The sequence below is a fragment of the Flavobacteriales bacterium genome (assembly GCA_016713875.1).
Taxonomy (GTDB): domain Bacteria; phylum Bacteroidota; class Bacteroidia; order Flavobacteriales_F; family PHOS-HE28; genus PHOS-HE28.
The window spans coordinates 2,800,874-2,816,510 of record JADJOI010000003.1; the positions used below are offsets into that span (position 1 = coordinate 2,800,874).

Sequence of the window (15,637 nt, forward strand, 5' to 3'; positions counted from 1 at the left end):
ACCACATGAACGCCTTCCCCAAGAAACTCATCACAGTGGCCTTGTTTTGTAGCATCGCACCTGCGATCCAAGCTCAGCCCGGTGACACCAGTTTCTTTGCCTTCGATCGTTTTGGCAGGCGGTTCACAGCGGACCAGTTGATCATGGCGGACCCGACCCTGTCCTTTATGGGTGGTGGTGGCTGCACCACAGCGGGCATTTTCAACCTTGACTTTTCACAAGATCCCGGATTCACGCCAGCCCGGCAGGCTGTTGCGTGCCAAGTGTTCTCCGATCTATCGGCGCTATTGGTCGCTGCGGACGACCCGTACACCAACGCCCCTAACCCAGGAGCATTCGTGAACATCCAGTTCAGGGATTTCACCGCGCTCCTTCCGCCACCACCACCGAATGCACTTGCTGCGGCATCGGCGTACTTCAGTTGGTTGGATACCCCGCAAGACGAACCAAACCTTCACAGTATCCACGACGACTACAGGCCGGTCTCGTTGATGAACGGTGTATTGGATGGGCAAGTTTGGAACACCATCAATGGTGGGTTTGACGCATGGTTCTGCACGCGTCGATTCAAAGTCATCAACACCCCTCAGGCCCTTGCTCACGGCTTCGTGGTCGTGAACTGGAACGCGCCCAACCCATGGTTCCTGGGCCCAACCCTTCCTGTGCCAGTCGGGCAGTATGACCTCTACACGGTGCTGGCGCACGAGGCCATGCACATGCTGGGCTTTGCTTCTGGGATGGACGCGAACCTCGATTGCGTCTTTGGCGGCTCAGAATACGTATTCCGGTTCGACACTCATGTATCGCAGAGCGGTTCTGATCTTGTGATCGACCCGGTGCTTTGTGATGGCACCTCGTGGACGAGTAATCTCTCCGGCTCCTTCAATACGACCCCTGGCAACTGCACGACGGAGGTAGTCGGAACCCCGATCTACGCACCTGCCACCTTTGAACCTGGAAGCAGCCTGAGCCACTTCGATGGCACGTGCAATGGCGGTGTGCCCTTCCTGATGCATCCGAACGTGAACAATCCAGCTGGGCAGTCGAGGATACCTCTCCAACCGGAGGTCGATGTGCTTTGCGCGATCGATTACCGCACGAACGTGCAATATGGCGTTTCGGGTTCAGGATGGGATGGCACGGTGGATACTCGCGCGCCATGCGGATCACGATTGGCTGGGGTTGATGACATTTGGATCGATCACATTACGCGCGACTACTACAAGATCCCACAAGGCGGGACCATCACGATCGACAACTTCCTCGACAATGATGAGGACATGGCAACCGGGTCCGGCGAGCCGTTGGGGTTCGACTGCTTGGAGGCGATCGAAGGAGGCACGATCACAGCGCAGTTCAACTTCCCGGACCCGAATCCGCGCTTCACCTTCGTTGCGGATCCAGGATTCGTTGGCTGGGGCCGGGCGAGCTATCGGCCGAAGAACTTTGTTGACGGGCGCACTGGCAACATCACGCATGTGTTCATTCACATTTGGCCAGCGTCTGCCTGTGATGTGGCGGATTGCAACATTGTGAATGGTGGCGGTTTTGAGAGCGTTGCATTCAGAAATGGAAATATCGCACCTCACGATTCTTACAACCAGGGTGCTGATAACTCCCCAGATCTGTTTGCGTTTGAACCCAATGGGTTCCCCCTTTCCACGATCGGGCTACGACCACCTGGTTGGTACAATTTTAATAGCCTGACATTCCCCATTCCAGCATTTGGACATTGCGTAAACCCTGCGGAGGCATATCCCCCTTCATGGAACGGTGCGCCGACCAACATTCGTTATGGCGAAGTGGTATGCAACACACTGCCAGGCAACTTGGGCCGCGAGGGCATGTTGTTCGAACTGTGCAAACCTTTGGTGCCCGGCTATACATATTCCTTGGAGTACCAAGCGAAGAATGGTGGGTCTTGTTCTGGTGATTGGCAGTTCTACGGTTTCCAGGATCGACCGTGCAATCCGACACAGGGCGTCACCTCATTCACACTGCCAAACCCATGCGGCGGAGCGCCAGCTCCAACGCTGATACCACATCCGCCAGCTCCTGTTTCAACGACTTGGGGGTTGGTCATCGAGAATTTCACATACGGCGCAGCCTTTCAGTCCAACTTCTTGGTGGCAAGGTCTCCGGTCACCACATCCACTTCCTTTTTAGCCATCGACGATTTGGTCATTCGTCCCCAGATAACCGCCGACGCCACGATCCTTCCCTCCTGCATCGGCCAAGCCACAGGCTCTATTGCGCTCGATATCCACTACTACCCCGGCAGCTATTCGATTCTGTGGAACAATGGCGCCACCACCGGCACAAACAGCAACTTGGCCGCAGGCACTTACACCGTTACGATCACGGACACTGAATTGGGTTGCGCTTCGTTCACAGAGACCTTCACCGTCGGCTCCGCTCCCTGCGGCGACCCTTTCACCCTCACCAAGACCGTGGCGCCCATGCCCACCTACGCCTACGCGCCGGTCTTTTTCACCATCGAGGCGTGCAACACAACGGCCAACGCGGAGGCCGTCACGCTCACTGAACAGTTCCCGGCAGGCTTCGTCATGACGGGGTCCACCCCATCGTTGAGCTGGCCGAACGTCTCTGTCACGCTGCCGGCTGGCGGTTGCGAGACGTATGTGATCAACGGCTACTTCACCACCATAGGTCCCGATCAGAACTGCGTGACCTTGGATCCCGTGGGTACTGGCGATGACGTACAAGCCTGTGTGCAAACAGATATCCTGGAAGGTTGTCCTATGATAGTTTATGGCAACGGGGGTTGCGATCCGGGCAGCGTGGTGGATATGTGCTTGGGGGTGCATACCGTGATACCCACCGTTACTCAGGTCAGCTACTACATCATCTACCCGGATCACCTCGTACCTCCCCCTCCCGGTGCGCTGACCTCCCCCACGATCACCAGCGCACTGCCGATCCTCAGCGCGAACATCGGCTCACCACAAACCACTGGTGGCTGGCCTCCGGGTTACTTGGCCGTACTCGTCACAGTCGACTTTACTGTACCGATCGATATCGCCCCGCCGACCTATGAGTTCTTCTGCATCGATTTCACGGTCGGCACAGGCGGCGTGCCACCCGGCATCAATGCAGATTGGACATGGGCAAGCACGACAACGGTGGGCGGCGGGCTAGGATGGAACAATGTCACTATCACTACGAATGGTACGCCCGTGGAGCTTTGGACCCAAGCTTACCTGATCCAGTATAATGGCTGCCCGGGTCTTCTCATGCCTGACGCTTCCTTTACCATTGACCAGGTCCTCTGCACGGGGGAAGTGAGCGTGACCGGCGCCCTCACCGATCCTGCAGCCGTGCATAGCTGGACCTGGGGCGACAACCGCACTACGCCTATCAACGGTGCGCCCACCTACACCTACAACTACTTCTCAACCATCACCGACAACCAAGGCTGGCCGGTGAACCCGCCGATCGTCCCTGCCCCACCTGGCACCTACACCATCACCCATACAGTGGTTCTGAACGGAGTAGCTGCATCAAGTACGCAACAAGTAACCGTGGAACCCTGCTGCCAAGCCAACACGGTGATCCCCGACGGCTCGCTGGCCAGCACGGTGGGCACTGTCTTCTCCGGAACGGTCGACATTCAAGGTCAGTTCTTCGTGGACGACGATGTGCTCTTCCAGAACTGCCAAGTGTTCATGGAACCCGGCGCAGAGATCATCGTGCAGGGCGGCTGGACCCTCGACATCGAGAACAGTTCCTTCACGGCCTGCAACGGCGTGATGTGGAAGTCGATCACGGCGGAGAATGGTTCAACGGTGCGGATCCGTGGCTCATACATGGACGATGCGGAAAGCACGGTCGCCGCGTTGGACGGCTCGGTGATCTGGGTGGATGAGACCCAGTTCCACAACAACCGTGTGGGCATCGGCATACCGGATGTAGGCGGCACTTACAACAACGTGGCCTGCTGGGTGAGCAACAGCACCTTTTACAGCGCGGGCCCCATGCCACAGCCGTATCAAGGGCAGGCCTCGGCGGTCGGCAGCCAGGGCTTCGCAGCGGTGGATGTCCACAATACCTCGCTGGACTTCACCGGCGGCAACAACCTGATCCACAGCCTGAGCAACGGCATCGTGGGCCACAGCAGCGACCTGACCGTGGCCGAGTGCCAGATGCTGAACATCCAGCCGGATGCCACCTACGCGTACACCGGTAACGGATCGGGCATCTACGCGAACGGCCTCTTGGGTTGGAACACCTTGAAGCAACAAGGCTATGGCATGAACAGCAGCCTGCCCAGCTTCAACGGTTGCCGCTGGGGTATCTACACCGAATACATGAACGTGCGCAGCACGGACAACCGTATGATGGATATGGGCACCGCATACCGCGTGGACCGCAGCGGGTACCGCGAAGTGGATATCCTGGAGAACCAGGTACACACCCGCTACAATGGCATCGAACTACGGGCCAACGACGGTGCGGCGCATATCTTGGTCGAAGGCAACGACATCACTTTCGGCAATGACCCGAGTTGTACGGCATGCAAAGGCTGGACAGCCATCCGAGTGACCGAGGGGAACTACGTGGCCCCCGACTCGCGCATCCAGAACAACACCATCCACTTCCTGCCGCAATACGCCTCTCGCTTCGGCATCGGCCTTTTCGCGGCGGACCGCTGGATCGTGGCGGAGAACGACCTGAGCCTGGTCAACAACGCATTCAACAGGACCGGCATCTGGCTGAACGGCTGCCGGGCCACGGAGGTGAGCTGCAATACGGTGAGCAGCAGTGACAATGCCTACCCGGTGGATGCGCAGGCCGCCATCCGCAACGTGATGGGCCGCGAGCCGCTGATCAGCTGCAACGAGATGGACCGCACGGCCAACGGCATCCTGTTCAACGGCGTGGCCTACAACACCGATGTGCGTGGCAACCAATTCCACAACCACAACTGGCCGCTACACCTGGACGCAACGGCCATCATCGATGCACAAACCTTGAAGGGAAACCTCTGGGACCCAAGCGCCATAACGCCGGTATGGGGGGCGTGGTATGAGGTGAGTAATTGGCAGGCGATAAACTACCAGTTCCTCTACAACCCTGCGCTCATTGGAATCGGCACTACGACCCCACCATCATGGTCGCCTCCAAGTTGGTTCGCCTACGATCCGGGTCCGAACTACGATTGCGCGGACCACCACGGAATGCACTATTGCAGCCAGTTCGGTGGCGAACGTTGCAAGGACTGCATCCGCGAATTGGACGAGAAGATCGCCAGTGACAGCTTGGAGAACAACCCCTACACCGAAGAGACTAAATGGATGCTCTCAGCTGATCTTTACAAGAAGCTGGACGACAGTCCCGCCCTCCTAGACAGCCTGCCCGAACTGGATGCCTTCTACACCGCGCTGCAAGGCAGCACCACGGCGGCTTTCAAAGCGATCGCGGACGACCATCTCGCGTTATACGACCTGGACAGCAGCGTGGTGGCCCAACTGCAAGCCAACCAGGTGCAGATCGATGCGTTGATGAGCCTTGTGAAGGACGGCATGGAGCAACTGGGCGACAGCACGCTCACGCCGGCGCAACGGCAAGGCATCCTTGTTGGCCTGAGCGGTTACCGGCAGAGCATCAACAGCCTAGCCGCCTGGAACGCCTCCGCCTTGCAACTGGCCAGCACCACGAAAGTGCTGACCGCCGAAGGGGTGAAGACGGCGAACGCCAGCATCACCACCTCGGAATTGATCGAAACCAACGAGAAGGCGGTGAACGAAGTGTACCTCGCCACCGTCGGCAAGGATGTGGACAGTTTCACGACCACCCAAGCCGATGACCTGTTCGCGATCGCGAACCAATGCCCCATGGTGGGAGGCAATGCGGTGTTCAAGGCGCGATCGCTGTATTGGCTCATTGACGACAGCTACGACTTCGATGACCAAGCACTCTGTCTCCAACACGGTATCATCGTGAAGAGCCTGGCCACTCTGCCGATCAATGCGGTCACCGTGGTGCCTAACCCCGCCGTTGACGAGGCCACCTTGGTGCTCGACCATGAACTGGACGAGCCCGGAAGCTTCGTTGTGTACGATGCCGTGGGAGCCGTGGTGATGCGTCAGGTTGTCCCGATCGAGATGCCCCGATTGGCGTTCAGCACAGCCTCGCTGGCACCAGCCTTGTACCACTATCAGGTGCGTGGGCCATCGGGCATCATTGGTGTCGGAAAGCTCACGATCGTTCGATGATGTTCTTCCACAACTTGAAGCGCCGCGTGAATACCAGGAAGGCCGTTCATGCGGCGCTTTCGTTTTCAGTTCTTTTCGACCCGGCCACCAGCGCGGGACAAGGCTTAACGAACTTGTGGAACGGTGGATACGCCAGCTGGGCGCCCCCACCTTCAGGTGGCGTGGACCTCAATTTCCAAAGTGGAAGTTTGTTGATCACGACTGTGTCACGGGATGCCGATTTTCAACGCACTTCAAGCAATATGTCTGGCCCCGATGGCACCTTGCTCTTTAGCACAAATGGGCGGATGGTTGCTAATTCTCTGGGCGCCGTTGTGCTGAACGGCGATGGACTGAATCCTGGCAACTACGCTGACAACAGCCCATACGGTCTGCTGATCTCCCAAGGTGTACTCCTGCTGCCCAGACCAGACCATCCAGACATCTACTATCTGCTCCACATGACCATCGACAATAGCGTGGACATCAATGCGGAGCACCTGCTTCTCACGACCGTTGACATGAGTCTGGATGGGGGCTTGGGTGCTGTGGTGAGCAAGAACGTTTCGATCCTCGACGATGAGATCAGCCTGGGGCACTTGACAGCGGTACGGCATGCGAACGGCCGCGATTGGTGGGCCTTCTGCCGTAAGTTGAACACCAATACCTTCTATCGCTACTTGATCACCCCAGCAGGCATCAACTTGGACGGCACCCAGTCCATTGGCGATCTCAGTATCTGGGCTACTGGGCAAGTATGTTTCTCGCCCGATGGCAGCAAATTCGCCTATTACTGGCGGGATATTGGTCTGGAGTTGTTTGAGTTCGACCGATGCACGGGGTTGTTCTCAGCCCCGTCATCGGTCACCTACACAGATGGCGAATTAGGAGTAGGAGCCGCCTTTTCACCGAACGGTCGGTTCCTGTACATCACCGATGTGTTCAACGTGTACCAGTACGATACCGAGGCACCGGATCTGGCTGCGTCGGAATTACAAATTGCCGAATGGGACAGCACCTATTCCCCGATGCCGCCTTTCGCCACGTTGTTCGATATCGCCCAACTGGCGCCCGATGGCAAGATCTACATCGGCACGGGCAACAGCACGGACAAGCTGCATGTGATCCACTCGCCGGATTCAGCGGGGTTGGCCTGCAACATCGAACAGCATGGCATCGCCCTTCCGCGCTACTTCAGCAACTCGCTACCCAACCACCCCAACTACCACTTGGGGCCAGTGGATGGCAGCGTGTGCGATAGTTTGGGGATCAACAATGGTATGGCAGAGGCTGCTTTGCAGGAATCATTGCGGGCCTTTCCCAACCCAAGCGCTGGTGCGTTCACATTGAACTATCCATCCATTGGCCAGGTCGGGCTGTTGGAAGTACACGACCTATCAGGCCGCATGATACTCCAAGAGAGAATAGCACCCTGGAGCCAAATGCATGCGATCGAACTCGGTCACGGATCGGAAGGGTTGTACAATTGTCGAATAAGCTGGGGCGTGCGTTCGGCATCAACCCGCATTATGATCGTTGAGCCATGAACCCACGCTTGATGCTCTTCCTGCTGATGCTTTGCCCGTTGACGGCCTTTGCACAAGCTCCCATCACGACGAATACTGACAGCTCGGCGACCGCGCTCGAATGGAACGCGCCCACACGGGCCGTCCTGCTGGCCAACAAGCCCGAGCGCTTCACCCAGGCGGTGTGGCTGGAGATGATGCGGAAGCCGCTGAACAGGAGCTTGTACCCCTTGCGGGTAACGCGGGAGATGCTGGATACACTGGATACGAAAGCGTTGGATATGCGCTTCCGATATGAGATGACCCCATAGGTGGCGCACATTGTGCCCATGGACAAGCGCTGCGTTGAGCGTAAGTCTTGGCGTTGGGCCAATTGAACCGCCGGGTAGTTCGGCTTGTTCTTCGATCACCTTGGCTGCTCACCTACAACAGCCTACCTTTGCGCCACATTCCCAGTTTAGAATCGTTCTAAACAAGACCGCATGCTTAAGATAATCAACCTCCACGCCAACATCGACGGCAAGGAGATCCTCAAAGGCCTCAACCTGGAAGTGAAGGCCGGCGAAGTGCACGCCATCATGGGCCCCAACGGATCGGGCAAGAGCACCCTCGCGAACGTCCTCGCTGGACGAGAGGAATATGAAGTGACCGGAGGCTCCGTGACCTACCTCGGTGAGGACCTGCAGGAACTGGCACCGGAGGAGCGCGCCTGGAAAGGCATCTTCCTCGCCTTCCAATACCCGGTGGAGATCCCCGGCGTGAGCAACATGACCTTCCTGCGCACGGCCCTGAACGAGACGCGCAAGGCCAACGGCCTGGAGGAGCTCGGCGGCAAGGACTTCCTGGCCCTGGTGCGCGAACGCGCCAAGTTCGTGGAGATGGACGCCGACCTTATGAACCGCAACCTCAACGTGGGCTTCAGCGGCGGCGAGAAGAAGCGCAACGAGATCTTCCAGATGGCGATGCTCGAACCCAAGCTCGGCATCCTCGACGAGACCGATAGCGGCCTCGACATCGACGCGCTGCGCATCGTGGCCGGCGGTGTGAACAAGCTGCGCTCCAAGGACAACGCCTTCGTGGTGGTGACGCACTACCAACGCCTGCTGGACTACATCGTGCCCGACGTGGTACATGTGATGGCGGATGGCCGCATCATCAAGAGCGGTCCGAAGGAGCTGGCACTGGAGCTGGAGGAAAAGGGCTATGACTGGGTGAAGGAGCACGCGTGATGAGCACGATGACCGCCACCGACCCCAAGGCTACCGTGCTTCCACTGCTCGAGGGAAGCACCTGGCCCGGAGCGCCCGAAGCCCTCGCTCTGGTGCACGCACTGCCTGTGCCCACCAGCAAGACCGAAGCGTGGAAGTACACCCGCGTGGCCAAGCTGTTCAATCAACCGTACACCACGCCGAAGGGTGATGCGACCGTCACACTTCCGGATCGCCTTCCGTTCGACACCACTCGCGTCGTCTTCGTGAACGGCCACTTCCGCGCGGACCTGAGCGATGACCTCAAAGGCCAGAAGGGACTGGTGATCGACAGCCTGAAGCACCACCTGGCGCACGGTCCGGTGAAGGCCCATTACGGACAGGTCGCGCCGATCAGCGATCGCCTCTTCACGGCGATGAACACCGCTGCCCCCACCGACGGCCTGATCATCCTCGCCACGAAAGGCACGAAGACGAGCAAGCCGCTCCACGTGCTCCACATCACCACCGATGGCGGTCAGCTGATCCAGCCGCGCGATCTGTTCATGCTGCACGAAGGCGCGAATGTGGAGGTGATCATTGAGCACATCGCGCAGGGGAATGCCTCCACCTCCCTCATCAACGGCATCCGCGAAAGCGTGATCGGCGAAAACGCGAACCTCACGATCCACCTGCTGCAGAACGAAGCTAATGGTCCTTCACACATCGGTCTCGATGGCGTGACGATCGGCACGAAAGGTCATTTCAGCATCAGCACCACGACACTGGATGGCGCGCTGATCCGCAATGAGGTGAAGGTGTCGCTGGCCGGTCCGGAGGCGCACGCCGAACTGAACGGCGTGTACCTGCTCAACGGCACCACGCACTGCGACAACCACACGTACATCGGTCATGATGTTCCGGACTGTACCAGCGACGAGCTCTACAAGGGCATCGTGGCCGGCAAAGGCACCAGCGTGTTCAACGGCAAGGTGTACGTGAAGCAGGACGCCCAGCGCACCCGCGCCTATCAGAGCAACGCGAACATCCTGCAAGGCGATGACGCCCGCGTCTTCACCAAGCCCGAGCTGGAGATCTACGCCGACGACGTGAAGTGCAGCCACGGATGCACGATCGGTCGCCTGGACGAGAAGGGCCTGTTCTACCTGCGTTCGCGCGGCGTGAGTGAGGCTGAAGCGCGGCGCATGTTGTCGCATGCATTCATGACGGACGTGCTGGAGCGGATCACGAACGAGGATTGGCGGAAGCATCTCGCTTACTTGATCGACGCAAAACTGGAAACGCTTTAATGCTTCACAACAGAGGCACAGAGGACACAGAGAAAGACAAATGAAGAATCCGCTTTCGCATTCCTCTGTGCTCTCTGTGCCTCTGTGGTGAACCGCATTCCATGAGCACCTCACCCCCCCCTGCGGTGAAACGCGCCTTCGACGTCGTAGAGATCCGTGCGCAGTTCCCGATCCTGAAGGAACTGGTGCATGGCAAGCCGCTGGTGTACTTCGACAACGCCGCGACCAGCCAGAAGCCGCGCCGCGTGATCAAGGCCGAGAGCGCGTACTACGCCACGATCAACGCCAACGTGCACCGCGGTGTGCACACATTGAGCACGAAGGCCACCGAGGCCCAGGAGGCTTCTCGGGATATCATCCGCAGGCACATCAACGCCAAGCATGTCCACGAGGTGATCTTCACCAGCGGCACAACGGCAAGCTTGAACCTCGCTGCGTTCAGCCTGGGGCAGTTGCTACTGAACTCGCCTTCGCGAAGCGCTTCGGCGAGCGAGGAAAAGCCCGAAGTACTGATCAGTGGGATGGAGCACCACAGCAACATCGTGCCCTGGCAGCTGGCTTGCGAGCGGCATGGCGCCACGCTGAAGGTGATCCCGATCACGGACAGCGGAGAATTGGACCTGAAGCAAGTGCCGTTCTCCGAGAAGACCCGCATACTTGCGATCAGCCATGTGAGCAACACACTGGGCACGATCAACCCCGTGAAGGAGCTGATCGCCGATGCGAAAAAGCGCGGCATCATCACCGTGGTGGATGGCGCGCAAGCGATCGCGCATCTGGACGTGGATGTGCAAGACCTCGGCTGCGACCTCTACGCGTTCAGCGGGCACAAGGCCTATGGTCCCACAGGCACGGGTGTGCTCTACGGCCGCGAGGAGCTGCTGGAGCGCATGCCCCCTTGGCAGGGTGGCGGCGAGATGATCGACGTGGTCACCTTCGAGAAGACGACCTACGCCAAGCTGCCCTTCAAGTTCGAGGCGGGCACGCCGCACATCGCGGGCATCATCGGGCTAGGCGAGGCGATCCGCTGGATGGAGGACTACGACAAGATCGCCATGGCCGCGCATGAGCACCTGTTGTTGGAGCATGCGACCAAGGAGCTGCTCACCATCGATGGCCTGCGCATCATCGGCACAGCCACAGAGAAGGTGGGCGTGATCAGCTTCGTCATCGAGGGCGTTCACCACTACGACCTCGGCACCCTGCTCGACCAGCAGGGCATCGCCGTGCGCACGGGCCACCACTGCACACAGCCGCTGATGGAGCGCTTCGGTGTGAGCGGAACGACGCGGGCGAGCTTCGCCTGCTTCAATACGATCACCGAGGTGGATGCGCTGGTGGCTGGGGTGAAGAAAGGAGTGAAGATGCTGCGATGAAGAGTGTTCTATTCATAGCGTGCGCAAGCTTGCTGCTTATTGGCTGCGCTCAGTCAGACACAGCTCGAACTACAGCTTCGGCGAACTTTCCAGATTCCGTTTGGGTGACTCGTGCCTCACAGGATAGCAGCATTCAGGCAACGGTGTACTACTGGCGGGATTCCCAAGCAAACTTCCTGGCTGCTGAGCGATGGTGTCTTGGTTTCGAGAAGAACGGCACCAAGTGGTTCATCGACTACGACCTGGGGGAAGGGAAGGGTTCATACGAGGGTGGGGTGTTCGACATGGAATGGCTTGATCGCAATCGCGTTATTATCCATCGGCGCATTGATGATCGTGATGCCAACGTTGTCTTCGATCTGTCGTCAAACAAGTTCAGCCCGGCTGAATGACCGACATGTCTTCCATCGCCCAAGACCAACAAGAAGTGGTGGACGAGTTCGCCATGTTCTCGGACTGGCAGGACCGCTACGAGCACCTGATCGAGCTGGGCAAGGACCTGCCGCTGATCGCGCCGGAGCACAAGACCGACGACAACCTGGTGCGCGGCTGCCAGAGCCGGGTATGGCTGAGCGCGGAACACAAGGACGGCCTCGTCCACTTCACTGCCGACAGCGACGCCATGATCACCAAGGGCATTGTGGCGCTACTGGTACGCGTTTACAACGACCGCACGCCGCAGGAGATCCTCGGCGCCTCCACGGAGTTCATCGACCAGATCGGCCTGCGCGCGCACCTGAGCCCGAACCGTGCGAACGGGTTGAGCGCGATGATCGATCAGATGAAACGCTACGCCCTCGCATACTCTTCCAAGTCATGACTCCCGAAGAAAAGCAGCACCTGGAGGACCGCGTCATCGACATGCTCAAGAGCGTGTATGACCCGGAGATCCCGGTCGATATCTACGAGCTTGGCCTGATCTACGAGGTGAACATCAGTGACGAAGCGCACGTGGGCATCAAGATGACCTTGACCAGCCCCGCCTGCCCCGTGGCCGAAAGCCTGCCCAACGAGGTGGAGCAGAAAGTGGCCGGTGTGCAGGGGGTCAGTGGCGCGAAGGTGGAGATCACCTTCGAGCCGCCGTGGGACCGGACGATGATGAGCGAGGCGGCGCAATTGGAACTGGGGTTCATGTGAGGTCGGCCGCAAAGGCGCAAAGACGCAAGGAATTACAGTCGCAGTTGACGCAGATGGCACAGATAAAAGCGAATGGGGCTGACAGGTTGGCCACAACCTGGCTACAGGGCACCTGTAGCGTCGACCCATCGGGTCGACCTACCAGCCTTACCCTTGGTCATTGACCGCAATTGGGATCAGGCCATGTCAGACCCCATCATCAACAAAGTCGCCTCCTCCGGCATCATCACCCTCGATCTGGAGGAGCTGTACCCGGCCGGCGAGCGCATGGTCTTCGACCTGAAGCCGCTGCTGTGGCAGGAGATCGCGTTGAAAGAGGAGGACCTGCGCGCCTTCTGCAAAGAGCACGACTGGTCGCAGTACATGGACAAGTTCGTGAGCGTGCATTGTTCCGCCGACGCGATCATCCCGACGTGGGCGTACATGCTCGTAGCAACCCACCTGCAGCCCTTCGCGGTCTTCGTCTCGCAGGGCGATGCCGACCAGCTGGAACGCGCCGTGTTCACCCGCTTCGTGCAGCAGTTGGATGTGGAGCCCTACCGCAATGCCCGCGTGGTGGTGAAGGGCTGTAGCAAGTTGCCCGTGCCGCTGAACGCCTACGTGGAGTTGAGCGCCAAGCTGCTTCCCGTGGTGAAGAGCCTGATGTTCGGCGAGCCGTGCAGTACCGTGCCGCTATACAAGGCGCCGAAGGCCTAGGCACTACCTTCGGGACATGCGGACGTTCCTCCTGGTCACCGTCGTCTTCCTGGAGTTCGCGGCGCACGCGCAAGGGGTTCCCCGCAACGCGCAGGGCACACCGGTGACCGGGGGCGCGGCGCCGACCACCGCATCCGCGGACACCACCGGGATCCGCAGCGAGCACGGCTGGTACCTGACACCGCACGGCACCCTGCGCGTGCTGGTGCTCTTCGCCGAGGTGGTGTACGACAAGGATCCGGGACGCGACCCGCAGCCCGACGGGGCGGCGCACTGGCCGAAGGGCCGGCTGCCACTGTGGAAGGACGACGTGTTCGATCCGCATGCGCGCCCGGTGCCCCAGGCGATGGTGACGCGCTACTACCACGACATCAGCCTGGGCCGGTACACGGTGCTGGGCGACCACGTGGACCAGCTGCTGCGCCTTCGCCAGAGCGAGCACGGCGAGCTGCGCAACGCCAACGACCTGAGCAAGGCCGCCGTGGCCGAGGCCAACAAGCTGGGCGCCCTGCGCACGGCGCACCGCCTGTCGGTGGCGGACTTCGACCTCTGGAAGGACGGCCGGATCCCCGGAGCCGCAAAAGAGGCCGGTCCGGACAGCCCGCACAGCTACGACCACGTGATGCTGATCCTGCGCAACAGCGGGCTGACGCACGGCCAGGGCAGCACCGACCCGGGCAGCAGCGGCGCCTTGTACGGCGTCGAAAGCGACACCCAGAGCCGCTTCGGCGGCATGAACGCCCTGCCCTTCGAGATCCTGAAGCACGAGTTCAACCACCTGCTGCTGGGCGGTAACAACTTCCACAGCGGCGGGGGTAACGCTGCGCATTTCCAGAGCCACTTCATCGCCCTTCAGGGTGGCCACAGCATGATGGGCGCGGCCAGCAGTGCGCTGCTCACGTGCAGTGGCTGGGACCGCGACCGGCTGGGCTGGCGGGCCGATGACGCTCCGCACCGCATCAACGCACGCACGCCGGACGGGCGGTGGGCCGACGGTGATCTGGACCCGGGGGTCGGGGACACGGGCGTGTTCGTGCTACGCGACTTCGTGACCAGCGGCGATGCGCTCCGCATCCGGCTGCCCTACCTGCCCGAAGGTGTCCACCCGCAATGGCTCTGGCTGGAGAACCACCTCGGCCACGCCCGCAACGGCAGCCCCACGGACCGCTTCCACTGGGAGGCGGACAACCGCTGCATCGCACCGGTGGAGCCCGGCCTGTTCGCCATGGTGCAGGTGGCGCATGAGGTGCGCGCGGGCAAGGACATCTACCAGGGCCACGCCGACTACCTGCGCGCGGTGCCCGCCACCGGCCTCTTCGACCTGGAGCTGCGCGGCGATACGCTGCTCACGGACTGTCCCTTCAATGGAGGCCGGAGCATGCCCTTCTTCGCGAACAGCCGTGCGGCGAACCCCCTGAGCGGCGGCCACGAGCTGGAGCTGCCTGTGTATGACCGCGATGGCGACGGCCGGCTCGACCGCCGCGAGCATTACATCCCCGGCACACGCGTCGTGGACGGCCGCGTGACCGCAGAGGCCGTGTTCTTCGGCCGCCCCGAGCAGGCCTTCCGGATGAACGGGAACCGTGCGCTCGGCCTGGCCACCAACCCCGGTACCGCCAATCTGATGACCCTGGTGAGCGCGGGCGGCAAGGCGCTCCACAAGGGGGGTGCCCCGGACGCACGGCTGGTGGTGCTGAACGGCCTTCGCGTGGAGCTGCTGACCCAGGCTGCGGACGGCGCGGCCACGGTGCGCGTGCGCACCGATGACAACGTGGTGGACCGGGAGGTGCGCTGGTGCGCCGACAGCATCGTCCTGCCACCGCTCCGCGGCCGCGGCGGTGCGGGCCTCACCGTGGAGGCGGGCGCCCGCCTGTTGCTCGACCGCGCAGGCACGCCCACGCGCGTGGACCGTCCCGAGGAGGCCGATGGCCGCATCTGGTTCAGCGCGCCGACGCGCTTCGTGGTGACCCCGGGAGCGACACTGCTGGTGCGCTCCTCCGCGTCGCTGGAGCTCCTGCGGGCCAGTGAACTGCACGTGCTCCCCGGTGCCACGCTCCGCTTGGAACCGGGCGCCCGGGTGCAGCTGGACCGCAGCTCGCGCATCGTGCTTCATGGCGACGCCGTGCTCGACCTGCCCGCGGAAGAACGCCAGCGCCTGGAAAAGCGCGGTCGGGTCGAACGCCGGTGACG

11 protein-coding genes are annotated in these 15,637 nt (G+C 60.7%); all 11 read left to right on the forward strand.

Going from position 1 to position 15,637, the window contains the following annotated elements:
- The first annotated feature begins 5 nt into the window (after positions 1-5).
- The 11 genes from IPJ87_13405 to IPJ87_13455 all read left to right on the forward strand — a co-directional run bounded on the left by IPJ87_13405 (position 6) and on the right by IPJ87_13455 (position 15,635).
- Entirely contained in the window at positions 6-6,236 is a 6,231-nt protein-coding gene (locus IPJ87_13405; GenBank protein ID MBK7942847.1) for a hypothetical protein, read from the forward strand.
- A 14-nt stretch (positions 6,237-6,250) separates the two neighbouring features.
- Complete coding sequence (locus IPJ87_13410; protein MBK7942848.1) at positions 6,251-7,762, forward strand: T9SS type A sorting domain-containing protein; 1,512 nt, start codon at positions 6,251-6,253, stop codon at positions 7,760-7,762.
- An 11-nt stretch (positions 7,763-7,773) separates the two neighbouring features.
- Positions 7,774-8,052, forward strand: coding sequence for a hypothetical protein (locus IPJ87_13415; protein ID MBK7942849.1), 279 nt, complete (start codon positions 7,774-7,776; stop codon positions 8,050-8,052).
- Positions 8,053-8,223: 171 nt separating this feature from the next.
- Positions 8,224-8,970 (forward strand): Fe-S cluster assembly ATPase SufC, encoded by a 747-nt coding sequence (sufC, locus tag IPJ87_13420; GenBank protein MBK7942850.1) that lies wholly within the window; start codon positions 8,224-8,226, stop codon positions 8,968-8,970.
- Positions 8,970-10,238, forward strand: coding sequence for a Fe-S cluster assembly protein SufD (gene sufD, locus IPJ87_13425; protein ID MBK7942851.1), 1,269 nt, complete (start codon positions 8,970-8,972; stop codon positions 10,236-10,238). The genes sufC and sufD overlap by 1 nt, the downstream gene beginning before the upstream one ends.
- A 101-nt stretch (positions 10,239-10,339) precedes the next feature.
- A complete protein-coding gene (locus IPJ87_13430) occupies positions 10,340-11,614 on the forward strand; it encodes a cysteine desulfurase (protein ID MBK7942852.1) in 1,275 nt (424 codons plus the stop codon).
- 143 nt (positions 11,615-11,757) lie between these two features.
- Entirely contained in the window at positions 11,758-12,006 is a 249-nt protein-coding gene (locus IPJ87_13435; protein MBK7942853.1) for a hypothetical protein, read from the forward strand.
- Positions 12,007-12,011: 5 nt separating this feature from the next.
- Complete coding sequence (locus IPJ87_13440; protein ID MBK7942854.1) at positions 12,012-12,434, forward strand: SufE family protein; 423 nt, start codon at positions 12,012-12,014, stop codon at positions 12,432-12,434.
- Entirely contained in the window at positions 12,431-12,751 is a 321-nt protein-coding gene (locus tag IPJ87_13445) for an SUF system Fe-S cluster assembly protein (protein ID MBK7942855.1), read from the forward strand. The genes IPJ87_13440 and IPJ87_13445 overlap by 4 nt, the downstream gene beginning before the upstream one ends.
- A 183-nt stretch (positions 12,752-12,934) precedes the next feature.
- Entirely contained in the window at positions 12,935-13,447 is a 513-nt protein-coding gene (locus IPJ87_13450; GenBank protein ID MBK7942856.1) for a DUF2480 family protein, read from the forward strand.
- 16 nt (positions 13,448-13,463) lie between these two features.
- Complete coding sequence (locus IPJ87_13455; protein ID MBK7942857.1) at positions 13,464-15,635, forward strand: hypothetical protein; 2,172 nt, start codon at positions 13,464-13,466, stop codon at positions 15,633-15,635.
- The last annotated feature ends 2 nt before the right edge of the window (positions 15,636-15,637 follow it).